Source organism: Streptomyces sp. NPDC021749, assembly GCF_040640655.1.
In the GTDB taxonomy this organism is placed as follows: Bacteria; Actinomycetota; Actinomycetes; order Streptomycetales; family Streptomycetaceae; genus Streptomyces.
On the sequence record NZ_JBFACE010000071.1, the window covers coordinates 1 to 21,690 of the forward strand.

Below are 21,690 nucleotides of genomic sequence, written 5' to 3' on the forward strand. Positions count from 1 at the left end.
GCACCAGGCCAGGCACCACAACGTCGGCAAGACGGTCAAACGCGCCGAGTCGATCAAGGAACACCAAGCCCGCCCACGTTAAACGCCAAGCTGAGAGGCGGTTGCCGTCAATCACTGCCGTCAACAGGAACGCCAGAGGCCCCGTTCGATATCGAACGGGGCCTCTGGCCTGCTGTGCGCTCGGCAGGATTCGAACCTGCAACCTTCTGATCCGTAGCTCTGAAGAGATCGGTCATTGAAGGTCATACAGGCTGCGGGAAGGAGCATGGCAACCGATGTTGGGTGGTGGTGGTTGCTGGGGTTGCTGTACTTCGTTGCTGTACAGCACGACGAGGTCCAGGGGTGAGGGCGTGCAACGGGAACGACTCGACCGGTTGCTGAGCGGTGACGACGAGACGTCGGTGGCTGCTCTGGCTGCTCTCCGCGCCGGCGCTTCTTATGTTGTCTGGGATGGCACGACGTCGGCCGAGCCACTCGCCAGAGTTTATGGACGCCGGCTCAGACACACCCTCCGGAAAGGCATCGAGACATCCGGCCTTGAGCAGGCCGTGGAACGACTCAACCGATACGGCGGACCCGTCCGGCTGGGTCAAATCCGGGCTACTGATGGGCCGTGGATCTTCATGCTGTTCCTCGACCAGGACGGCGGCACGCTGGTGGCGTGCACCGGCGTCCGACAAACCCAACCGGACCCGCCACCATTAGACGCTTGCTGAGGACCTGCACCAACACGCTTTCCAAGTCTGGTGGTGGCCGCAGGGGCCTCGAATAGGGCCGTTCACCTGCGTTCATGCACGTCGACTGGCGGGGTCGGCACGTGGTACCCGTCCCGCCTGAACGGCCCTGAACCGACTTGAATGAGACGGAAACTGAGACGGTCAGCAGAGCCGGGCTCGCTAGCATCCCCGAGTCGAGGAGGAGCCATGGCACTGGGCCGCACGGGAGCACGACGCATCGTTGTCGACGGTACGGTCTATCGCTGGCGACTGCGTCGTAGGCCGACCTACTCTCAGGCCCTGTCCTGGACGCCGTGCACGTTCGCGGTCGAGCACGCAGACGCCCCCGGGGCAACGCTCGTGATCACCACCAACCAGCCTCATCCGAGCAACTGGTTGGGACGTGAGGCCAAGCCGGTACTTCCCTCCGACGTTGCTCACGCCATCGAACTCGCCCTTCGAGAGGGCTGGTCCCCGGTAACTCCAGGCCCCCCGTTCCATCTCGACTGGTCCGCCGGCTTTACGCCCGCGCCTTAGCGGTGTCGAGAGCGAGCGTTCACTATCGACTGATCGGGACCTCGTAAACGATCTCGCACAGAGCAGCAGGGACGACGATGTCCGCCGTCTCCACGGGCCGACCCTGGTCGCTGTAGTACGTACGCCGGATGTGCGTGACCAGACTGGCTTTCTGGATGCCGAGGAGTGATGCCTCCTCGGCATTCGCTTGCCGCGGCTCCGGCTGCTCCACAGCGTGGCTGACCGTGATGCCGATCTCGGCCATGCGGTTCACCACCCCCACCCCTGCGTGCGGCCCACCCTCCGGCAGAACGACGAGCGTGCCGCCTGTGAGGTCGTACGGCTCCCAGCTCGTCGACAACTGCACCGGCTTGCCGTCGGCGAGGAACTCGTACACCGTGCGGACGCACAGGTCACCCTCGTCGATACCGAGGCGTGCCGCGATCTCAGCCGGTGCCGGCACCTTCGCCTCGGTCCGACTTTCCCAATCGCCCAGCTTGCCCACGGCCTTCATGTCCGCGCGGAACGGGGAGCCGGCGGGCTGCTCGCGGGCCGAGGAACGGACCATGCGTACCCGTTGACGAGGGGCGGCGACGTATGTGCCGGATCCGGCGCGACCCTCCAGTACTCCCTGAGAGATCAGCAGCTCCTGAGCACGACGAACCACGTTCTCCCCGACACCGCACTCCTGCCCGATCAGGGTACGTGACGGGAGCCGATCTCCCGGCGTCCACTCATGCTCCGCGATCCGTCGCCGGAGTTCGTCAGCGATGCGGAGGTACGGCGGCTGCTCAGGCATATGGAAAATCTAGTCCACTAGCTCTAATCTAGTTAACTAGCTTTACTCCAAGTGATCGCCCGACGACGGAGGCTGCCTGTGCCTGCTTCGGAAGCACGCGCCGATGGCATCGCAGCCCGGTTGTCCGCCGTCGGGCTCGCCCCACGCGTGGAACAGCACGCCCAACTCATGTCGATCGAAGCGGAGGTCCCGGAGTCGCTCCCCGCCGACTCATGGCGGGAGGTCTTAGACGCAGTGGCGGAGGCGGATCGATTCGGGCTCTTCGCCAACAACTTGAACGGCCGCACCTTATGGGCCGCCGTACACACAGCGGCCCCCGCGACGGGCGATGTCCGGGGGCCTGGCCATCAGCGATAGGAGCTGATCAGCGTGTTCAACCGTATCCATCACGCCGGACCGCACACCGATAAGAGGTGGTCGCGATGAACTGGCACCACGGTTCCCCGAGGCGCCTCCAGCCGGCGGCTGCGCCTCCTGATCGCCTCATGCCCCACTGGTTCACTTCGGCGGAGGTCCTTTGATGCCTCCTCGCCAGCAGCACGGCGTGACCCGCACGAACGCCGCTGCCTACCGGTCGAGCTCCTGCCAGATCGGTAGGCACTGCGAGTGCGCGCAGTCCTCGCCCGCGGCTGCACCGATCGGCATCCCCGTTGTCTACGAGGTGTGCGACTGCTCCTGCCACGCGGCGGCCGATCATGGCAACGGAACGGGCGGCCCCCGATGAGGGGTAGGGCACCGGGCGGCGGGGCACCGGCCGGCCCTGTCGAGATCACCTCTGAGAGCGTGCAACGCGGCGACGTCATCCAGATCGGCGGTCGCCCGTGCCGCGTCATCGACCTACTCCAGCTGCCTGGCGGAGCGAAGCGCCTGTGGTTCGAGTCGGGCGAACTGCTCACCATGCACTCCCGAACTCGGCTCGTAGCCCTACGAGTGCTGAGGAGGTGGTGATGCGATCCATGCCCACTCGCCGTCATGTCATCGCCGATGACATTCGGAACAAGATCTCGACCGGCCGGTTCAAGGCTGGCGACCGCCTCCCATCCGAGGCACAGCTCGCTTCCCACTATGCAGTCAGTACAGCGACGCTGCGAGGCGCCCTTGCGGCCCTCCATGGTGAAGGGCTCGTCGAGAAGGTCCACGGCAAGGGAAACTTCGTCCGCTACCCCCTCCGCAGAATCACCTACGTCGGGGGCGATCTGACACCCAGGACGAAGCCCTCGGCCGATTCGGCGTTACGCGTTAGCGTGCGCACTACCCACCTCCAGGCGCACGGTCATCTGACCAGCCTGCTGAAGGTGTCGGTCAGCAGCCCGCTCACCGAATTTCTCTGCCTCAGCCACCAGGGGAAGTCGCCACACAGCCTCGCTCGCATCTACGTCCCTCGCGACTTGTCGCCGACCGACGTTCCCACCGGATCGCACTCCTGCAAGGGCGTTGAGGCGAAGCTGGCAGAGCTTCGCCCTCCACTGGCCGAGGTCCAAGAGCGAGTCAGCGCCCGTCTTCCAACAGCAGAAGAAGTGGCGACCCTTCGCATCAGTTCGGCACTGGCAGTGCTCGCGATCACACGCGTGGCCTCCGACATCACAGGACGCGTGGTCGAGGCGGCGCTCCTGGTACTTCCCGGCGACCGCGTCGACGCCTTCTTCACCACCCACCACATGAGCGACGAGAGGACAAACAGAGGATGACGATCCCCCACGAGCTGCGGCTTCTCCCGTGGTCAGGCCCCGAGGGCAACCCTTGCTACCTGAGTACCGAGGACAGCGGCGGCTACCTGTCCCGCCTAGCAGACAACATCGAATCGGTGCAGGTGGAATTGGCAGGCGAACTCCTGGAGCACGCGGTCGAAGTACTCAGCGACGGGGAGGCTGAGCCGAACGAGGTCCGGCTCCTGGCGACGGCCACGACGGAAGCCCTGCGTGACGTGCGTCGTGTAGCGATCAGCCGCCGTCGCCGCCTTCCACTAGCGGAAGGCGGCGACGAGGGCCCTCAGTTGCCAGCGGCAGCCTTCGGCTAGCGGGGCCACATCGCACTGTCGGGGAGCCCCTTCCAATTGGGCTCCCCGGCAGTGCGGTCCGATCCTCCGGCAGCTGAGGGAGGGATCTAGCCGTTGTCAGTGGCTAGCACTACCGTTCGACTATGACTTTCACGCAGCGCCTGACCCGGGGCCCTCCAGTGATCTAGCCTGAAGTCTCGACTTCGGGGAGGGGCACTGCCGCGTGGTGAAGGCAACGGAGCCTGCGGACGGCAGAAAGCCGCGCGCTAGCCACATCGATGCCGTAGACATGCGCTACGTCACTCAGATGATGGAGCAGTTACAGCAGGGCTACATCAAGTCCGTGGCGGCCACCGCCGGCCTCGCGGTCGAGATCGTGCCTGTCGATGTCTACGGGTATGACATCCGCCTGATTAGGCCTCCTAGCAACCCGTTGGACGAGGAGTCGGCAGTACTGGCCCAGCTCAAGTGCACTACACAGATCGTCCCCGATCAGTCCCGCCAGCACTTCAGCTATCAGTTCACCAAACGTCAGTACTTTGATCACCTAGTGAAGCCACGCAAGTACCCCAAGGCCATCCTGATCGTTATGACAGCGCCGCCTCGGCAAGCAGAGTGGACTGACGTTACGCACGACGGTCTATGGACTAGACGATCTTGCTTCTGGGTATCCCTGGAAGGGGTTCACGCTGACCCGTCAGTGAAGAAGCCAACGGTGCACATCCCAACTAAGAACAGGGTGGACGCGGAAGCTCTCTCTGAGATCCTGAATAAAATCGACAGGGGTGAACCGCTAAATGACTGACATGTCGAGCGTAACGCTCCCTGCGCGAGTTGACCCAGGAAAGCTCAGCGCTCTTCTGGAAGAGGCCGGATGGCGGCGCATCGGCGGCAGGCGCGGGATCTATTCTCGCTATACCCCGCCAAATCTTACAGACGCATGGCTGAACTCAAGCCTGATGCTTCCACTCGATGAAGATGCGCCTGAATTTGTCGATGCGATGAGATCGGCCCTGTTGCAACTTTCTCAGGATCGAGAATTCTGGGTCAGGTCGGTTTACCCTCGATTGATCGTGGATGCCTCCGACGAATTTAAATTCCGAAAGGAATCATCTGCGCCCAGCGGGTTCATTGCATGGAAGAGCGGAGAGCGCCTTGTAGAGTCGGCTCGTAGGACACTAATCGCGGGTGCCAAATCCTATATGGGACCTGGGCGTCATTTCGTTAATAAACACGGCCGTTTTGCCCACAGGTATCTCGATCAAGTTCTGATGGGGCAGACAGCTCCCGGGAGTTACGTCATCACTGCCTACGCGCCCCCGAACGCGGGAGTCCCGGTGTCCCCGTCGGCGGATGCGTCAGCGTTTGCCATTCCTGAACTTGGACTCGCGAGCGTCAGAGACGTTAGTCAGGCAGTGGTTAAAGCTGTGCAAGCGACTGTGGAAGCGCTTGATCACTATCGCTCCAGTGGCTCCCTATCCGGATTTGAGGCGGGAGTGACTCAAGGAATCTCGTACGAGATGACTCACGCGATTCTCGGCATCGCAGAAAACTCCGAGGGCGCCGATATAAGCGTTGAATGGGACCCGATTACTCCAGCCCCTGTCGAACTGGACTCCCATTTTGAATTTCGCGGATCCGATGTCGAACCCTTGAGTAAGGCGGCCATTAGATTGGCCGCAGATAACTCCTCTCAGGTATCAACTTTGGTAGGCAGGGTGCATCTGCTTGCAAAGAAGCAGGCGGGAAGTCCTGGCGTGTTTGGGATTGAGTCCCTAGGACCTGGACGCGTTAAGAAAGTTCGCGTCAGACTGTCGGAGGAAGAAGAATATCACGAGGCGGTAAGGGCTCACGAAGAGGATCTAGCACTTGAAGTAAGTGGGCGACTCGAAAGAGAGGGTAATTTGAGCTGGCTATACGACGCGACCGTTATGCGCACGCTTGGCCCTCTTTCAGATTACGCACGCCCTTCTCGCCCGCCCATGGAAGGGCAGATCTCGCTTTTCGCTGAGCAAGCGAATGAGGTAACGGAGTAATTACGGCTTCCGATGCAGGGTGTATTTCCTGACTGCCAATTCCTACCTCCTATCCATTCCGGTGTGGCCCGCCGTAGCTCTGTCCCTATCCATATGCCGGCGAGCGTCGGCGCAGTAGGGGCGTAGCGGGTCAGAGGTAGAAGCGCAGCTCCAGGCGGGCCGGTGCCCGCCCGCGGGGGCTCCTGAGGTCTACTCGGCTGGTAGTCAGTGGTCCTGCGACCGATGCCCGGTCGGCCGGGATCGCCGTGGTTGCCCTACTTCGCTGCTGTGCAGCAGGGTGGGCTGACATCCGCGTTAGGCGTTTGATCGATCTTCGGCACTGTCGGGGAGCAGCCCGGAAACGCTGGCCATGTCAGACCGCCTAGCAGCGCTGACGTCCGACGTTGTTGATGTCACTCGTGGATGTCAGAACGACGTAACTCTCGCGATGAGCGTCGCCGGAGGTTCCATTCCTGTGCTGCTGGTTGCGGCCAGCGGAGTCCAGCAGCTGGGTGCTGATGGGGAGGTGGCGCCGTGCGTTCGCAGGATGGCGTTGTCAGTGGGATCCAGCACGATGACATCGTCCAGTAACACACAGTTCGCAGTCTTTACTTGAAGGGGACCCGCCGTGGCTCAGTCCTTCACCGTCCGGTTGAACGTGGGCGGTCATTGCATCGAAGAAGTCCGCATGCATTGGGGGCTCTGGCCAGGCAACGCGCGGCAGGAAGCCCCGAGCTACGGCACGGACATCGAAGTGCCGGCTGTGGTCGAGCTGCTCGACCTGGTTGCGAGCGGAACAATCGCTGCAGCGGATGCCCGCGACTACCTGAACCGCATCGCGACTGTGATCAACGAGCGCAAGGACCGTGAGCACGACGAACTCATGGAGGCCATGGAGCGGCCCTGGCCCCGCTCCGTGCGCAAGCAGGAGCAATTCGATGAACGGTGGGTCTACGCCATATCGACCGATGAAAACCCGGAATTGATCAAGATCGGAGTAGCAAAGGATATTGCCCAACGCATGAAGTCTCTGCAGGTGGGATCAGCGACCAGGCTGGAGCTTCGCTGGAGTGCTCGTGGCGGGTATCCACTGGAGCGGCACTTGCATGACCGCTTCCAGGAGGAACGTAGCCACAGCGAATGGTTTGACCTCCGGGGCGTGCCCGACCCCGTCGTAGAGATCGACGTCGCGGCACGTCACTTCCTTCGCCGCTATAGCGACACTCAGGGGGCTGAAACCACCTCACCCGTCCGCTGACCACGCGGCGCGACACTCCAAGCTCCTGGGGTCCCCCGGGGGGCTTCGCCCTTTCTCCGGCGCGACCTGGAGAGGGCTGGCCATCGGACGAGTGGAGTTCTAGGCGAGAGTTCGAGCGAGTTTGGAAGTTTGCCTAGACTCCCTCACCGAGACCTACGGCCGACGGCGGGAAACTGAGCGGAGCGCCCACGACGGGCTCAGCCACATCGCGGCAGCAGTTAGCTCCCCCTCAGTCACGGATCAGGGTCCGGTCCGCTCACGCTCCTGCATCCGTGACGGTGGCGGTACGGCGCCCCGCCCCTTGCTGGCCTGCATGTCCGGAGCGCTCGGCCGTACCGCCCCCACTCCTCCCGTAGCCAGCCTGTTTGACGGAACCAAGACCCATGGGGCAGTCGGCAGTGCGCCCGTCATGTGAACCGAGTGGCCCCCTGGTCCTGCTCGACGCGGGACCCGAACCGGGGAGGTGGGTAAAGCCGTGGAGCCGACCGCGCCCACCCTCGGCCTAGTTTTCGCCCCGTGTGGGCGCGGGCGTCGACGCCGCGCGGCCCCGGCGGCGAAGACGAGGAGGGAGCCGTGCGGCGGCGACGACCGGCGCCGCCGCGCTGTGCGCGGCGCCTCTGATCTGACTGCTTGCAGTTCCCGGAGGCCGGGAACGTTAGCGCTCCCGCGCGAACGTGCGGTGTGCTCCTGAACTGCCCCTACATCGGGCCCGGTAGCGAGCGCAGCGAGCCTTGATGAAGTAGGGAAAGTTCTATCGCGTCGGTGTCAGGCGCTTGCCGTCATGGCTTCGTACGTGGGGGCCCGCTCCGTCCAGGGCGTCCAGGAAGCGGATCGCGTAGACCTCGGACATGGACTCGGCCACCTCGGCGGGCGTGAGCCAGGTGACTGCTGTTGACTCGCTGGAGGTTCGTTCCTCGCCGCCGACCGGCTTGCAGCGGAAGACCAGGGCCACGATGCCTCGTGTCGTGTTTTTGTAGACCCCGGTGAGCTCGTCGACCTCGACGTGGATGCCGGTTTCTTCCCAGACCTCGCGTCGTACGCCGGCCTCCGGGGTTTCGTTGAGTTCGAGCACTCCGCCCGGGAGCTCCCAAGCGCCGTTGTCCGCCCGCCGGATCGTCAGGAGCTTGCCGTCCTCGCGGACGACGACCCCGGCCACGGACACGGAGTGCAGTGGCGTTGACTGGGCTTTCGCGGCGCTGTTACTCATGTACAGGAGCATAGGAGGATGCGAAGAACTATGGGAACCGCGGCAGGAGGGGGTAAGGCCGTACCTCGGTACGTGCAGATCGCCGACGACATCGTGCAGCAGATCAGGGCGGGCGTTCTCAAGCCCGGCGACATGGTGCCGAGCGAGTCTGAGCTCGTCGAGCGGTACGGCGTCGCGGGCGGCACGATCCGGAAGGCAATGGTGGAGGTCCGCGCGAGCGGCCTGGTGGAGACCCGCCACGGCAAGGGCTCGATCGTGAAGGACCGGCCGCCGGTACGGCACCGTTCCTCCGACCGCTTCCGCCGCTCGCACCGGCAGGGTGGCAAGGCTGCGTATCTGGCGGAGTCGGCGCAGTCGGGAGCCACGGCCAAGGTCAGCGTTCTGTACATCGGCCCCGTGGAGGCCCCGGAGGACGTGGCCGAACGCCTCGGAGTCGAGCCCGGTGCTCAGGTCCTCGCTCGCCGGCGGCTCTACTTCCGTAACGGCACTCCGGTCGAGACCGCCAGCTCGTACCTGCCGTGGGACGTCGTGAAGGACATCCCTGAGCTCTTCGCCGAGAACCCCGGCGGTGGTGGCATCTACGCCCGACTCGAAGACCACGGGCATGAGTTTGCCGAGTTCGTGGAGACCTTGCAGGCTCGGCCGGCTTCCAAGGCTGAAGCATCCGAACTGGCGCTCAGCCCTGGCGCTCCCGTCGTGCATCTCGTCCGTGAGGCGCTGACGACCGAGGGGCGCGTGGTGGAGGTCTGCGACACCCTCATGGCGGCTGACCAGTTCGTTTTCAGCTACCGCATCCCTGCCACAGACTGACGCTCGCTCAACTCCCCTCAGCCCGCCCCGACTTCTTCGTCGAGGCGGGTTGACTCATGTACAGGAGTGGGGCACTCTTCTTCATGTCACTCATGTACATGAGTGATGGAGTTCGTCATCTATAGAGGAGTGATTCGTAGTGCGTCAGATCCCCGTCGACACCTCCGCCGCGACCGTGATGGTCGCGAAGCAGCCGCAGATCAAGGTCAAGGACCGCCGTACCGGTGAGGTCGCCCTCGACGTCGAGACCGGGGCGAAGCTGATGACCGTGGACGTGATGTTCGCGGCGAACAACGAGGTGGAGATCCTTTCCGTCACCGTCCCCGAGACCGGGGTCTCCGGTGAGCTGGGCATGGGCACTCCGGTGGCGCTGACCGGCCTGATCGCCCGGCCGTGGGAGAACGAGTTCAACGGGCAGAAGCGGCACGGCATCGCCTTCCGTGCCGTGGCGGTCACCTCGCTTGCCAGCGGTGGGTCGCAGGCTGAGGCGGCCTGATCATGGCCCGCCTCTCGGTCGTACTGCTGCTGGTCGTCGCCACCGCTCTCGTGCTGCGGTGGCGGCTTCCCGCCTGGTACTGGATGACCTTCGGGGTCGTTCTCGCCGTACTGCGGGTCTTAGTCCGGTACGCCTCGGTCATGGATGCCTGCGGACTGACCGTTCCGCCCTCCCGCTGGCGACTCGCGCTCTCCCGCATGACCGATCGCCCGGCCCCCCAGCCGCGTGCCCCACGCATCCTGCGTCTCCGGCCGACCCGTACGGGGCTCGTCCTACGTCTCAAACTCCGTCCCGGCCAGGACGTGTTCGACGTCTCCGCCGCTACCGACCGGCTGCGGCACTCGTTCGGGATGTATGGCGTCACCGCCCGGGAGATTCGCTCTGGCGTCGTCGAAGTGCGGATGACGGGCTACGACGTGCTCAGGCGCGTGCAGATGCCCGCCAAGCTCGTCCGCGCTCCGATGCGGATACCCGTCGCACTGCGCGAGGACGGATCGGTCCACTACCGCGATTACCGGACCGTTCCGCACGGTCTCACGCTCGGGGCCACCGAGTCGGGCAAGTCCGTCTACCAGCGCAACCTGGTGGCCGGTCTCGCGGCTCAGGACGTTGCACTCGTCGGCATCGATTGCAAGCAGGGAGTGGAGCTGTTCCCGCTCGCTCGCCGCTTCTCCGCCCTCGCTAACGACCAGGACACCGCCCTCGAACTGCTCGAAGCGCTGGTGTCGCACATGGAGTCCGTCTACCAACTCGTCCGCGAACAACAGCGCATCAGCGTGAACGTCCCCGACGCGGAGATCGCCGCCGACATCTGGGACCTGGCCGAAGAGCTGCGGCCGCCTCCCGTCGTCGTCCTGGTGGACGAGGTGGCCGAACTCGCGCTCTTCGCTTCCAGGGAGGAGGAGAAGCGCCGGGACCGGATCATCACCGCGCTCGTCCGCCTGGCCCAGCTCGGCCGCGCCGCTGGCATCTACCTGGAGATCTGCGGCCAGCGCTTCGGCTCCGAACTCGGCAAGGGCATCACGATGCTCCGGGCCCAGCTCACCGGCCGCACCGCTCACCGCGTCAACGACGAGACCAGCGCCAACATGGCCTTCGGCGACATCTCCCCGGACGCCGTACTGGCAGCCATCCAAATTCCCGCGGACGCTCCCGGTATTGCGGTCGCCGGTGACTCGACCGGTGGCTGGTCACGCATCCGCGCCCCGCACACGTCGCTTCGCGCGGCGGTCAACCTCTGCAACAAGTACGCCGACCGCACGCCGTACGTGCCCGCGCTCGCGCCCTTCCGGCCCGCCGTCGCCTCGTCGGCCTCCGGTGCTCTGACGCTGAACAGGGCGTCCACCGCGACTGCTTGACCCTCCCCGCCATAGGTCGGCGCTACCTCGACGCGCCAAGTCCCTACCCCCTCCATGCCAGATTCCGGAAGGAGAACCGTCGTGGGACGCATTCGCCCGGACCCCGTTCTCGTACAAGCCGTCATCGCCGGAGCGCTCTCTTTCGCCCACCTTCACGACTTGGCCGCCGCTGCTGGACAGGACGGCTGGAAGGCTTGGGCCTACCCGATCAGCGTCGACCTGCTGCTGGTCGTGGCCTGGCGGCGGCTCCGCGGCGATGGACCGTCCCGGCTCGCCTGGAGCTGGTTCGTGATCGCTCTGGTGGCATCGCTCGGCGCCAATGTCGCGACCGCCGGATTCCTCGATCTGCGGCACCCGCCCGCCTGGCTCCGCTTCGGCATCGCCGGATGGCCGGCACTCGCCTTCCTCGGCGGGACCTTGCTGGCCCATACGCGGCACGCGGACGAAGCCGCCGATCCCGCCTCGTCGGCCGACGTGAATCTGGCACCCGCCCCGCTACCGGCGCCGGTCGCGGATCCTGCGGCTGGTCCGCCCGGATCGGAATCAGCCGGCCTCACCGCGGCTGCACCGCCCGCCGAACCGCCCCGGCCTGCACATGCAGCCGTACCTGCTCCCGTCCCGGCCGCCCTCGTCGCCCACGCCCGCAAGGTCGCCGACGAGCACCGTGCCCGGACCGGAGACCGGATCGACACCGACACCCTGCGGGCCCGCCTCGGCGTCCCGCCTCAGCTCGCCGAATCCATCGCCGCCCAACTCACCTGATCAGGCAGGAGATCGACCATGCCCGCCCGCGACCACTTCCACTCCGTCATGCGGATCGGCCCCGTACAGATCGGCACCTACCGAGATCACTACGGCCGCACCAAGAACGCCGCCGTCTGCACCGCCGACCGCTGCGGCTGGTCCGCCGACTTCAACAGCCGCTCGGCCGCCCAGCTCGCCGCCCGCACCCACCGCTGCACCGTCCGCTGACCGACTGAGGAGAACCCCATGAACATCCCGCTCTGGCTCGCCCTGATCGTCGTCGGCTACCTCGGCATCAAGCTCATCCGCCCGCCCTGGTGGCTCGTGGCTGTGCTCCTGCTGGGCGGCTACCTCCTCGCCGACAGCCTTCTGGCCCCCGTCATCGACACCGCCGTCAAGTAACGCCCACGCCCGCAGAAGGAGAGCCCCATGTTCCGCCCCAAGGTCCCGACCAACCCGACGCCCACCGGGCTCGTCGTTCCTCCCACCGCCGAACCGACCGCCATCGTGCGGCACACCCCGCCGCCGACCCCTGTCGCCCAGTCCTCGACCCGCCCCGCGGTCCAGCTCACGCCCGGCACCGCGCTCGCCCTCGTCGGTGGCGGCACGGCCATGGTCCTGGTCGTCGGCGCCGTCCTGGTCTCGATGCTCCTCGCGGTCGCCATCAGCGGGGTGTCCGTCGCCGTCTGCGCGGTCGTCCTCCGCTCGCTGGTCGCCTCCGGGCGCACGCACCGCTGACCGGCCCCCGGGCGGCCTCAACCGCCAAGTCTCCGCCGCCCGGGCGCCGTGCTCCTGTCCGAACCGCAGATCCGGAAGGAACCCCCATCATGACCGACCGCACCCGCGTACGCGGGAGGTCGCCCGTGCCTGCCCCGCTCCTCGACCCGACCACCCTCGGCGACCTGCTGAGAGTGGCCTCGGCCCCCGACTACGACCGCTGGGCCGACCAGATCCACCGCACCGGCGGCTGCTCCGACCCCATCCACCTCGCCGGCTGGACGGTCACCAAGGACCGCACGTCCGGCGAGAATCTGCACCACTACTCGACCGCGTCCGAACCCGGCGGACGACTCCGCCTCGCCTGTGGCAACCGTCGCGCCTCCCGTTGCCCCGCCTGCGCCTGGACCTACGCAGGGGACACCTACCGCCTGATCCGCGCCGGCCTGGCCGGAGACGACCGCCGCGACATCCCCGCCACCGTCCGAGACCACCCCCGCGTCTTCGCCACCCTCACCGCACCGTCCTTCGGCCCCGTGCACAACCGGCCCGACCGAGGCATCTGCCGCTGCGGCACACGACACCGCACCGACGATGCAGAGCTCGGCACCGCCCTGGACCCCGACACGTACGACTACGCCGCCGCCGTCCTGTTCAACAACCACGCGGGCGACCTCTGGCAACGCTTCACCACCCGACTCCGCCGCGAACTGGCCGCCCGCGCCGGCCTCACCCAACGCGGCCTCAAGGAATCGGCCCGCCTCTCCTACAGCAAGGTCGGCGAGTTCCAGAAGCGCGGCGCCCTTCACTTCCACGCCGTGATCCGCATCGACGGACCACACGGGCCCGGAACGCCGCCGCCGTCCTGGGCAAGCGTCGACCTACTGACCGATGCGATCCACGCCGCCACCACGCACTCCTACACCTCGGTTACAACGCCGGCTGCCGGCGACCAACCCGCCCGGACCTTCCGCTGGGGCACACAGCTGGACGTACGGCCGGTCAAGGCATTCGGCGACGGCTCCGACATCACCGAACAGGCCGTCGCCTCCTACGTGGCGAAGTACGCGACCAAGGCCGCCGAGACCACCGGCACCCTCGACCGGCGCATCGGCGAACTCGCCGAGCTGGACCGCCACCAGGTCCCCGAACACACCCGCCGCCTGATCATCGCGTGCAAAAACCTGGACCCCCTCTACCCGGACCGCCGCCTCTGGGCCTGGGCCCACATGCTCGGCTTCCGCGGCCACTTCTCCTCCAAGTCCCGCCACTACTCGACCACCCTCGGCGAGCTCCGCGCGGCCCGCGCCGACTTCCGCGCCGCCCAGGAACGCAAAGCCCTCGGCCTCGAACTCCCGGAGCCGAACACCGTCCTCGTCCTGACCGACTGGCAGTACGTCGGCCATGGCCACACGCCCGGCGAGTCCGTCCTCGCCGCCACCATCGCCCGCGGCGTCCGCACCAACCGCGACGCCGCACGTGAAGCACGCGCCGAACTCGAAGCCAAAGAAGGAGACGACTGGAAATGACCGCCACCGTGGTCGAAAGGAAGTGGCACACCACCGCCGAAGTCGCGCAGATGCTCGGCTACGGCCTGTCCAAGACCAAGATGCTCGTGCTCACGGGCGAGATCCGCTCGATCAAGGACGGACGCAACCGCCGCATCCTGCCCCGCTGGGTCGACGAATACGTCGAACGCCTGGCCCGCGAAGCTGAACAGGAGTGGTCGGCATGAGCGGCAAGCGCGGCAACGGCGAAGGCTCCATCTACCCGTACAAGAACGGCTTCGCCGCCTACGTCTGGGTCACCACCCCCGACGGCAAGAAGAAGCGCAAGTACGTCTACGGCAAGACGCGGGAAGACGTACACGACAAGTGGATCAGGTTGCACGCTGAGGCGAAGAAAGGGCCCGTGGCGACGCGACACCGCACGCTCGGCGCCTTCCTCTCCTACTGGCTGGAGTCGATCGTAAAGCCCAACCTGGCTCCGCTCTCCTACGTCTCGTACGAGGGCTCCGTGCGGCTCTACATCGCCCCGCACCTCGGCTCGAAGCGGCTCGACAAGCTCACCGTGCGGGACGTGCGCGAGTGGCTGACCAAGCTCGCCACGATCTGCCAGTGCTGCGCCCAGGGGAAGGACGCCAAGCGCGCTCCCGGCCGCCGGCGTTGCTGCGCTGCTGGCGAGTGCTGTGAGGCGTACCCGTCTCGTCGGGTCGTTCAAGCTGCTCGTGATGCCCTACGGGCCGCGCTCACCCATGCGGTCACCGAAGAGGAGATCGGCAAGAACGTCGCCGCTCTGGTCAAGGTCCCCAAGCCGCGCCGCCGCCGCATCAAGCCTTGGTCCGCGGCTGAGGCCAGCCGATTTCTGGCAGACGCGGTGGCCCGGGAAGATCCGCTCTTCGCAGCCTGGGTGCTCGTGCTGTGTCTGGGGCTCCGTCGGGGCGAGGTGCTCGGACTGACGTGGAAGTCCGTCGACTTCGAGGCGGGTGTGCTCTACGTGGATCACCAGATCCAGCGGGCGGGGCGTCAGATCCTCCACCGCGAGACCAAGACGGAGGAGTCGGACGACTTCCTGCCGCTGCCGGCACTCTGCCTCAAGGCACTCCGGATGCGTCGCGCTCAGCAGATCGGCGACCGGAAGGCCGCCGGTGATCTCTGGCAGGGCAGTCACGACCTGATCTTCACGACGAAGTACGGCACCCCGATCGAGCCGGGCAACCTCACCCGCATGTTCGCTCTGCGTGCTCGCCGCGCCGGGCTCCGGGTCATCCCGCTGCGCAACACCCGGCACACGTGCAGTGCGCTGCTGGTCCTCCTGAAGGTGCACCCGAAAGTCGCACAGCGGATCCTGCGGCACTCGGCGATCGAGATCACGATGGATGTCTACGCCGAAGCGGACGATGGTGACGTACGCGAAGCTCTCGCGATGCTGTCCGCTGCCTTGGGCGGCGCCGGCTGACGTAGTTGCTGTACTTCACTGCTGTACGGCATGACAAAGCCCCCGTCCGGATTACCCGGCGGGGGCTTTGACCTGCTGTGCGCTCGGCAGGATTCGAACCTGCAACCTTCTGATCCGTAGTCAGATGCTCTATCCGTTAAGCTACGAGCGCTTGGCTTTCCGGCGGTTTTTCTTGCCGGTCGGCGTTGCGGGAACAACATTACATGACCTGCGGCGTCAGGCGAAATCCATTCCCCTCACCCGCTCTGACCTGCGGAAATGCGTGCGCGGCCGGGGTGGGGGGTTGATCCGGGGCCGGGGCGCCGGTCGATGATCCGGATGAAGTTGGGGCGGGGAGAGCCCTCTTCAGGGTGGCGCGGCGGGGCGGAGCCGGAGGCGCGTGTGACGGGGGCCACTGAGTGAGCCGCTGAGGGCGCCACTGCGGGGACCCACAAGGCCACCGCCGACGGCGCCACCAAGGACAGGGCCGAGAAAGATCCGGGGAAGGCCAGGGGTGATCCCTGAGAATCGGCCGGGGAGATTTCCGGGGGACTCGGTAGATCGCCTCTTCTCCTCGGGCTTCCCGAGCTCCGCGCCCGCCCCACCCGCGCCCGCCCCCACCGCGCTCGCCCCACGCCCATCCCGCGCTCGCCAAAAACTTTCAGGCCCCGGTCGAAGTGACCGGGGCCTGGAAGGTGAAGAGCGGAGGCGGAGGGATTTGAACCCTCGATCGGGGGTAAACCCGAAACCGCATTAGCAGTGCGGCGCCATAGACCGGACTAGGCGACGCCTCCACGCACCTCATGCGCGCAGGCGCGCTGTGGTGTGTGTCGATGATGGCACAGCTCCGAGGGCTGTCACCAATCGCCCCCTACGGTACTAGGCGCGCGGGCCACCCGGCAAAGACGTTCCTGCGGCGCAACGTCGGGGGCGGCGGCGCGTTAGGAGTGTGGGGCCGTGGCGACCGTCGTGTCGTGCGCCCCCGGCGTGTACGTACCGCGTACCGCCCCGCACTCGCCTCTCTGGAGCCTGTGATGTCGCACCGCCGGACGTCGTCCCCCTTCGCCGCCGCTGCCACCGCCGTCACCGCAGCCACCGCCGTACTGGCCCTGGTGGCGCCCGTCGCGTCGGCCGCCCCGATTCCGCTGCCCCACTACCGGTCCGGCGACGGCGTGACGGGCGCGGGTCACCACGGGCCGAACCCGAAGGGGAGGGAGGGCGGGGAGGGGCTGGGGCGTACCGGGGGGCGGCTCCAGCAGGGGGCGCTGGTCGGGTCGGATCTGGTGGTCGGGCGGGATGCGTATCGGGGGCGGCTGGCCTCGCCCGATGGGGAGCTGGCCTCGCACGGTGGGCGGCCGGGCGGGGTGGGTGGGCCGGTGCGTCGGCAGTCCTCCCCCCGGCGGGATAGCCGGGACGGTCGGGATGCCCGGCCCAGCCGGCACGTCGGACCGGTGGCACAGGGGGCGCCCCGGGACCACCTCATCGTTACCGTCCACCAGTCCGGGTCGGCCCGTACGGACGGGACCTTCGAGCTGTACTGCCACCCCGGGCACGGGACGCACCACCATGTGCGGCGGGCGTGCGCGAAGCTCGACTCGATGACGCGCTGGGGGAAGGACCCGTTCGCGCCGGTGCCGCAGCATGCGCAGTGCACGATGATCTACGGCGGTCCGGCGACCGCGCATGTCACCGGGACGTGGGCGGGGCGGCCCGTCAACGCAGATTTCCGACGCACCAACGGGTGTGAGATCGGACGCTGGAGCCGCTTCGAACCTCTGCTCCCGAGGACCAGTTCGTGACCCGTTTCGTGCCGCAGTAGCGTCCCAGGTCAGGACGAGGGTCACATGTCGGGCGTGCGGCGAGTCGCACGGCGCCGCGGCATAACCTCCCCGTCATCCGCCTCCGCGTCGCGCGCGAGTGCCCGTAGACTCCATCCCAGCGTCCGCCGCGGCGGGCCCGGCACGGTGCGGTAACAGGAGGGAAGCGACTCGTGAGCAGCAGGCCATCCCGAGGCGCTGCTCGCCTCGCAGCCATACTCGACGCCCTCCCCGACGCGCTGTTGCTCGTCAACTGCAACGGCACGGTCGTCAACGCCAACACCATCGCGCTGGAGACCTTCGAGGCGCCGGGCACGGCCCTGGTCGGCCGCGGTCTGCTGGACCTGCTGCCGGACTTCGACTCCAAGCGGATCCCGGGCTCGATGCGGCGCCGGGACGAGGAGGTCGCGGGGCAGCGGACGAAGCCGACGCGGATGGTCGCGCGGCGGACGGACGGCACCGAGATGCTGGTCGAGGTGACCAGCGCGAATCTTGAGGACGGCCGGACCCCGTACGAGTCCGCCTTCGAGGCCGCCTACGCCGATCACCGCAACGGCTACACCGGCGACGAGCTGTTGATGCTCGTCGTACGGGACCTGAGCGGCACGCTGGACACCGAGGCCGAGCTGGCGCGCCAGCAGCGGCAGACCGAGATGATCCTGCGGGCCGCGGCCGAGGGTGTGGTCGGGGTCGATTCCGAGGGCAAAGTCGTCCTGGTCAACCCGTCGGCGGCGCAGATCCTCGGGTACCGGGCGAGTGAGCTGGGCGGGAAGGAGCTGCATCCGCTCATCCACCACTCGCGGGCGGACGGGTCGGCGCTGTCCTGGGAGGACACGCCGCTGGCCGACACGCTCAAGTCGGGGCGCAAGCACCGGGTCCGCGGGCAGGTGCTGTGGTCGAAGGACGGGCGTGCGGTGGCCGTGGACCTGACCACGGCGCCGGTGCGGGACGGCGATCAGCTGGTCGGCGCGGTGATGACCTTCACCGACCGGCGGCCCTTCGACGCGTTGGCGGCGCGGCACGCCCAGTTGCTGGCCGTACTGGAACAGGCGCTGCGCGGCCCGCTGGAGGAGCTGAAGGGCGAGCTGGGCACGCTGGCGTCGGATCCGGCCGGCCAGCTGTGGCCGGAGGCGAACCAGATCCTGCACCACCTCGCGGCCGGCCACGCCCGGATGACGACGCTGGTGGACAACGTCCTGAGCTACCAGCGGCTGGACGCGGGCCAGGAAAAGCTGAACCGCGCGAAGGTGTCGCTGGACGGTGTGGTCGCCGCGGGCGTGGAGGGCGCGATCGAGCTGATCGGGCCGGGCCGGGCGCAGTTCGCGGTGCACGCCCCGCCGATAGAGGCGGTGGTGGACGCGGAGCGGCTCGCGCAGGCGCTGTCGCATCTGATCGCGGATGTCGCGGGCGTGGACTCGACGGGGCGGATGCCGGTCGGGGACGGCGCCGTGGGGCCCGGCGGGCGTACCGCGGTCCCCGGGGACTCGACGATCGTGGTGGCGGCGGCCAAGCGCGGCGAGGTCGTACGGATCGAGGTGCGCGGGCCGTTCGGCGGCGGCGACCCGGTCCACGAGCCGCTGGTGCGCGGGATCGTGCGGCAGCACGGCGGGCTGCTGCAGACCCACGAGGTGCCGGGCAGCGGGCCCGGTGCGGGCGGCAGCGCCTATGTGCTGGAGCTGCCGGTGGGGATCGACGACGGGGACGGCGCGGGGCCGTCGGACGGTGCCGCGGAGGACGGTACGGCGGAGGTGCCGGTCGGCAACGAGACGACGGTGATGCCGGTTCCGACCGCGCGGGCCCGGGGTACGCAGGGCGACGCGGCGGCCGAGGACGCTACGGGCCAGGGGCCCGCGGCGGGTGACGGCGGTACCGGTGGGGCCGGTGAGTCGCTCGGTGCCGGTGTGGAGCAGGGGGCGGCGGTGCCGGCGCAGGCCGGTGGCGCGCAGCCGACCGGACGCCGGCGGGCCCGGCGCCCTGAGCAGGGTGCGCCCGAGGGCGAGCCGGGTGCGGCTGCCGAGGGCGAGGGCCCGGGGCTGCCGGAGGGGGCCGAGGCCGTGCCTCCTACGGGGCGGCGGCGGGCCCGGCAGGGCGGCACGGAGGGCGGCGGGCTGCCCGCGCTGACTTCGGGTGCGGCCCCGGCCGCCGGTCAGCAGCCGGGGCAGGCGCCGGCTGCCGGACCGGACCGTGCCGCGACCGCCGGGCCGGGCGCCGTGGCCGGGTCGTCGGCTGCCGTGCCCGCGCGTCCGCAGATTCCGGGACAGGTTTCGGCGCCCGCCCAGCCGCAGGGGCTGGGTCCCGTCCAGTCGGCCGGGCGGCGGGCCCGCCGGGCGCTGGCCGAGGCGCCGGAGCGCACCGCGCAGGGCGAGCGGGACCGGGCGTCCGCTGCCACGGGTGCCGCCCAGCAGGCCGGTCCGCGGACGGCGTTCGCGCTGCCGCCGGCCGCGGCGGACCGGACCCCGCAGCCGGCGCCGTCGGGGCTGCCCGCGCTGCCGGCGGTCGCCGATCAGCTGCCCGCGCAGGCGGTCGGCCCGCAGGAGGCCGCCGGTACGGGCCGGCGCCGGGCACGTCGGCCGGTGGCCGGCGGTCCGGAGGCCCCACCGCCCGGCGAGCAGCCGGAGTACGCCCTGGAGGCCGCCGCCGGGGCCGCCGACTCACCTGAAGAACAAGGCGATTGGGACGAGCCGACCGGCCGCCGCCGGGCCCGCCGGGCGGCCGCCGAGGAGCGCGCGGCGGCCGCGATGGCCGATTCCGAGTCGTCCGGGACGTTCGTGGCCGGGCCGGAGGGGCTGGTGGCCCAGCCCGCCGAGTCCCCGGAGCCGGTCGGTCCGGCCGGCGCGACCGGGGCCGGTCCGGCGCCCGGTATCGCGCCCGTGCCGGGCGGGGAGGCACCCGCCGGGCCCGAGGTGCCGCCCGCACCGACCGGCCGCCGTCGCGGCCGCCCCAGCCCCGCGGAGGAGGCGGCCGCGGCGCCCGTACCCGCGCAGGGCGGGCCGGGCGGCCACCCGCACCGTCAGCCGCTCCCGCCGAGCTCCGAGGACGAGGCCGCGGCCCAGGGGCGGGCGTTCAGCGTGCGCACACTCGGGCAGGGCGTGCCGTTCGCCCAGCAGATCGCCGGGCAGCAGCGGCCGTTGCCGCCCGGCAGCACCCCGCCCGGCGGTACGTCCGCGGGCTCGGGGCGGCGCCGTAAGCTCGCCGCGCCGCCGCAGGACGGTGAGCGCGCGGCGGCCGCCGGGGCGGTGGCGGACGGGACCGGGCCGCGGCCCGGTCCGCAGCCGGCCGCGCCGCAGGACCGTACGCCGGCGGCCGGGCAGCCAGGGCCTGCGCCCGCGGCGCAGCCGCAGCCGCAGCCGCATCTGATGGACGCCAGTGAGGGGCGGGCCTTCGCGATCTCCGCGCCCGACGAGGGCAGCGAGGGTCCCGAGCCGCTGGACGGGCCGAACGGCGCCATAGAGGTGATGGCACGTCAGCCGTTGCCGATGGACGACGAGTTGCCGCCGGAGCCGCTGGACAATCCGCGCCGGCTGCTGGTCTGGCCGGCGCCGGACGTCGCCACCCAGCAGGCGCTCAGCGACCGCGGCTACCGACCGGTGATCGTCAACTCCCGTGAGGAGGTCGACGCGCAGATCGCGGCGTACCCCGCGGCGCTCTTCGTCGACCCGCTGACCGGGCCGATCACCCGTACCGCGTTGCAGTCGCTGCGCCAGGCGGCGGGCGCGGCCGAGGTTCCGGTGCTGGTGACGGCCGGTCTGGGGCAGGCGACCCGGGAGGCCGCCTACGGGGCGGACCCGGCGGTGCTGCTCAAGGCGCTGGCGCCGCGGGACAGCGAGAACCACCCGCCGCGGGTGCTGCTGATCGAGCAGAACGACGCCATCGCCGGGGCGCTGATCACTTCGCTGGAGCGGCGCGGGATGCAGGTCGCGCGGGCCGATGCGGACGCCGACGCGGTGACCCTGGCGACGCAGATGCGTCCGAACCTCGTCGTGATGGACCTGATGCAGGTGCGTCGCCGGCGGGCCGGCATCGTCGACTGGCTGCGTGCGAACGGGCTGCTCGACCACACACCGCTGGTCGTCTACACCTCCGCCGACATGGATCCGGCACAGCTGCCGCGGCTGGCGGCCGGCGAGACGGTGCTCTTCCTGGCGGAGCGTTCGACGAGCGCCGAGGTGCAGTCGCGGATCGTCGATCTGCTGGCCAAGATCGGTACGAACTAGGGCGCGTATCGAGTCGTGATCAATCTGTGTGATGTGCCTTCGTGGCACGGCCTGGTCCGGTAGACCGTCGTATGTGACGCGAGTACAACT

Annotated in this window: 21 protein-coding genes, 2 tRNA genes and 1 pseudogene; 20 read left to right on the plus strand and 4 right to left on the minus strand. The window is 68.5% G+C overall.

The window, feature by feature from the left end:
- Positions 1 to 923: 923 nt before the first annotated feature.
- Entirely contained in the window at positions 924 to 1,253 is a 330-nt protein-coding gene (locus tag AB0G35_RS35825) for a hypothetical protein (RefSeq protein ID WP_360958525.1), read from the plus strand.
- A 22-nt stretch (positions 1,254 to 1,275) separates the two neighbouring features.
- Here the strand turns inward: AB0G35_RS35825 and AB0G35_RS35830 are convergent, their stop codons facing one another.
- Positions 1,276 to 2,031, minus strand: a complete 756-nt coding sequence (locus AB0G35_RS35830; protein WP_360958528.1) for a GntR family transcriptional regulator — start codon at positions 2,029 to 2,031, stop codon at positions 1,276 to 1,278.
- A 78-nt stretch (positions 2,032 to 2,109) separates the two neighbouring features.
- Here AB0G35_RS35830 and AB0G35_RS35835 point away from each other — a divergent pair, with 78 nt between their 5' ends.
- The 7 genes from AB0G35_RS35835 to AB0G35_RS35865 all read left to right on the plus strand — a co-directional run bounded on the left by AB0G35_RS35835 (position 2,110) and on the right by AB0G35_RS35865 (position 7,300).
- Positions 2,110 to 2,388, plus strand: a complete 279-nt coding sequence (locus AB0G35_RS35835) for a hypothetical protein (RefSeq protein ID WP_360958531.1) — start codon at positions 2,110 to 2,112, stop codon at positions 2,386 to 2,388.
- A 363-nt stretch (positions 2,389 to 2,751) separates the two neighbouring features.
- Entirely contained in the window at positions 2,752 to 2,979 is a 228-nt protein-coding gene (locus AB0G35_RS35840) for a hypothetical protein (RefSeq protein ID WP_360958534.1), read from the plus strand.
- Between the two features lie 8 nt (positions 2,980 to 2,987).
- Positions 2,988 to 3,719 carry a GntR family transcriptional regulator gene (locus AB0G35_RS35845; protein WP_360958582.1) on the plus strand — a complete coding sequence of 244 codons (732 nt, stop codon included), beginning with the start codon at positions 2,988 to 2,990 and terminating at the stop codon, positions 3,717 to 3,719.
- A complete protein-coding gene (locus AB0G35_RS35850; RefSeq protein ID WP_360958537.1) occupies positions 3,716 to 4,048 on the plus strand; it encodes a hypothetical protein in 333 nt (110 codons plus the stop codon). Before AB0G35_RS35845 ends, AB0G35_RS35850 begins: the two co-directional genes overlap by 4 nt.
- A gap of 202 nt (positions 4,049 to 4,250) precedes the next feature.
- Complete coding sequence (locus AB0G35_RS35855; protein WP_360958540.1) at positions 4,251 to 4,832, plus strand: DUF4365 domain-containing protein; 582 nt, start codon at positions 4,251 to 4,253, stop codon at positions 4,830 to 4,832.
- Positions 4,825 to 6,063: a hypothetical protein gene (locus tag AB0G35_RS35860; RefSeq protein WP_360958543.1), complete on the plus strand. Its 1,239-nt coding sequence runs from the start codon at positions 4,825 to 4,827 to the stop codon at positions 6,061 to 6,063. The genes AB0G35_RS35855 and AB0G35_RS35860 overlap by 8 nt, the downstream gene beginning before the upstream one ends.
- Positions 6,064 to 6,670: 607 nt before the next feature.
- Complete coding sequence (locus AB0G35_RS35865; protein WP_360958546.1) at positions 6,671 to 7,300, plus strand: GIY-YIG nuclease family protein; 630 nt, start codon at positions 6,671 to 6,673, stop codon at positions 7,298 to 7,300.
- A 751-nt stretch (positions 7,301 to 8,051) separates the two neighbouring features.
- Here the strand turns inward: AB0G35_RS35865 and AB0G35_RS35870 are convergent.
- A complete protein-coding gene (locus AB0G35_RS35870; RefSeq protein ID WP_360958549.1) occupies positions 8,052 to 8,519 on the minus strand; it encodes an NUDIX domain-containing protein in 468 nt (155 codons plus the stop codon).
- Between the two features lie 18 nt (positions 8,520 to 8,537).
- On the opposite strand from AB0G35_RS35870, the gene AB0G35_RS35875 reads away from it, so the two are divergent.
- From AB0G35_RS35875 to AB0G35_RS35920, 10 genes are all read left to right on the plus strand, one after another.
- On the plus strand, positions 8,538 to 9,317 hold the full coding sequence (locus tag AB0G35_RS35875) for a GntR family transcriptional regulator (protein ID WP_360958552.1): 780 nt from the start codon (positions 8,538 to 8,540) through the stop codon (positions 9,315 to 9,317).
- Between the two features lie 139 nt (positions 9,318 to 9,456).
- Positions 9,457 to 9,813: a hypothetical protein gene (locus tag AB0G35_RS35880; RefSeq protein WP_360958555.1), complete on the plus strand. Its 357-nt coding sequence runs from the start codon at positions 9,457 to 9,459 to the stop codon at positions 9,811 to 9,813.
- A 2-nt stretch (positions 9,814 to 9,815) separates the two neighbouring features.
- On the plus strand, positions 9,816 to 11,171 hold the full coding sequence (locus tag AB0G35_RS35885) for an FtsK/SpoIIIE domain-containing protein (RefSeq protein WP_360958558.1): 1,356 nt from the start codon (positions 9,816 to 9,818) through the stop codon (positions 11,169 to 11,171).
- Between the two features lie 54 nt (positions 11,172 to 11,225).
- Positions 11,226 to 11,933 (plus strand): DUF2637 domain-containing protein, encoded by a 708-nt coding sequence (locus AB0G35_RS35890; protein ID WP_360958561.1) that lies wholly within the window; start codon positions 11,226 to 11,228, stop codon positions 11,931 to 11,933.
- Positions 11,934 to 11,951: 18 nt separating this feature from the next.
- On the plus strand, positions 11,952 to 12,143 hold the full coding sequence (locus AB0G35_RS35895) for a mobile element transfer protein (RefSeq protein ID WP_360958564.1): 192 nt from the start codon (positions 11,952 to 11,954) through the stop codon (positions 12,141 to 12,143).
- 18 nt (positions 12,144 to 12,161) lie between these two features.
- Positions 12,162 to 12,317, plus strand: a complete 156-nt coding sequence (locus AB0G35_RS35900) for a hypothetical protein (RefSeq protein WP_360958567.1) — start codon at positions 12,162 to 12,164, stop codon at positions 12,315 to 12,317.
- Positions 12,318 to 12,344: 27 nt separating this feature from the next.
- A complete protein-coding gene (locus AB0G35_RS35905) occupies positions 12,345 to 12,653 on the plus strand; it encodes a SpdD-like protein (RefSeq protein WP_360958570.1) in 309 nt (102 codons plus the stop codon).
- Between the two features lie 89 nt (positions 12,654 to 12,742).
- Entirely contained in the window at positions 12,743 to 14,161 is a 1,419-nt protein-coding gene (gene repSA, locus AB0G35_RS35910) for a replication initiator protein RepSA (protein ID WP_360958572.1), read from the plus strand.
- Positions 14,158 to 14,367, plus strand: coding sequence for an excisionase family DNA-binding protein (locus AB0G35_RS35915; RefSeq protein WP_360958574.1), 210 nt, complete (start codon positions 14,158 to 14,160; stop codon positions 14,365 to 14,367). Before repSA ends, AB0G35_RS35915 begins: the two co-directional genes overlap by 4 nt.
- Positions 14,355 to 15,590, plus strand: coding sequence for a site-specific integrase (locus tag AB0G35_RS35920; RefSeq protein WP_360958576.1), 1,236 nt, complete (start codon positions 14,355 to 14,357; stop codon positions 15,588 to 15,590). The genes AB0G35_RS35915 and AB0G35_RS35920 overlap by 13 nt, the downstream gene beginning before the upstream one ends.
- 78 nt (positions 15,591 to 15,668) lie before the next feature.
- Here the strand turns inward: AB0G35_RS35920 and AB0G35_RS35925 are convergent.
- Positions 15,669 to 15,741: transfer RNA gene (locus tag AB0G35_RS35925), tRNA-Arg, on the minus strand.
- A gap of 531 nt (positions 15,742 to 16,272) precedes the next feature.
- Positions 16,273 to 16,363: transfer RNA gene (locus AB0G35_RS35930), tRNA-Ser, on the minus strand.
- 678 nt (positions 16,364 to 17,041) lie between these two features.
- Between AB0G35_RS35930 and AB0G35_RS35935 the strand changes: the two are divergent.
- Both AB0G35_RS35935 and AB0G35_RS35940 read left to right on the plus strand, forming a co-directional pair.
- Positions 17,042 to 17,368 (plus strand): annotated as a pseudogene (locus AB0G35_RS35935) (SSI family serine proteinase inhibitor); the annotation flags it as partial.
- Between the two features lie 191 nt (positions 17,369 to 17,559).
- Positions 17,560 to 21,600, plus strand: coding sequence for a PAS domain-containing protein (locus AB0G35_RS35940; protein ID WP_360958579.1), 4,041 nt, complete (start codon positions 17,560 to 17,562; stop codon positions 21,598 to 21,600).
- Positions 21,601 to 21,690 lie beyond the last annotated feature (90 nt).

Bases quoted from the DNA above. Each gene is read 5' to 3' on its own strand.
- AB0G35_RS35825 (WP_360958525.1), top strand. From the start codon at position 924: ATGGCACTGGGCCGCACGGGAGCACGACGCATCGTTGTCGACGGTACG.
- AB0G35_RS35830 (WP_360958528.1), bottom strand. From the start codon at position 2,031: ATGCCTGAGCAGCCGCCGTACCTCCGCATCGCTGACGAACTCCGGCGA.
- AB0G35_RS35840 (WP_360958534.1), top strand. From the start codon at position 2,752: ATGAGGGGTAGGGCACCGGGCGGCGGGGCACCGGCCGGCCCTGTCGAG.
- AB0G35_RS35845 (WP_360958582.1), top strand. From the start codon at position 2,988: ATGCCCACTCGCCGTCATGTCATCGCCGATGACATTCGGAACAAGATC.
- AB0G35_RS35850 (WP_360958537.1), top strand. From the start codon at position 3,716: ATGACGATCCCCCACGAGCTGCGGCTTCTCCCGTGGTCAGGCCCCGAG.
- AB0G35_RS35860 (WP_360958543.1), top strand. From the start codon at position 4,825: ATGACTGACATGTCGAGCGTAACGCTCCCTGCGCGAGTTGACCCAGGA.
- AB0G35_RS35870 (WP_360958549.1), bottom strand. From the start codon at position 8,519: ATGCTCCTGTACATGAGTAACAGCGCCGCGAAAGCCCAGTCAACGCCA.
- AB0G35_RS35875 (WP_360958552.1), top strand. From the start codon at position 8,538: ATGGGAACCGCGGCAGGAGGGGGTAAGGCCGTACCTCGGTACGTGCAG.
- AB0G35_RS35885 (WP_360958558.1), top strand. From the start codon at position 9,816: ATGGCCCGCCTCTCGGTCGTACTGCTGCTGGTCGTCGCCACCGCTCTC.
- AB0G35_RS35890 (WP_360958561.1), top strand. From the start codon at position 11,226: ATGCCAGATTCCGGAAGGAGAACCGTCGTGGGACGCATTCGCCCGGAC.
- AB0G35_RS35895 (WP_360958564.1), top strand. From the start codon at position 11,952: ATGCCCGCCCGCGACCACTTCCACTCCGTCATGCGGATCGGCCCCGTA.
- AB0G35_RS35900 (WP_360958567.1), top strand. From the start codon at position 12,162: ATGAACATCCCGCTCTGGCTCGCCCTGATCGTCGTCGGCTACCTCGGC.
- AB0G35_RS35905 (WP_360958570.1), top strand. From the start codon at position 12,345: ATGTTCCGCCCCAAGGTCCCGACCAACCCGACGCCCACCGGGCTCGTC.
- repSA (WP_360958572.1), top strand. From the start codon at position 12,743: ATGACCGACCGCACCCGCGTACGCGGGAGGTCGCCCGTGCCTGCCCCG.
- AB0G35_RS35915 (WP_360958574.1), top strand. From the start codon at position 14,158: ATGACCGCCACCGTGGTCGAAAGGAAGTGGCACACCACCGCCGAAGTC.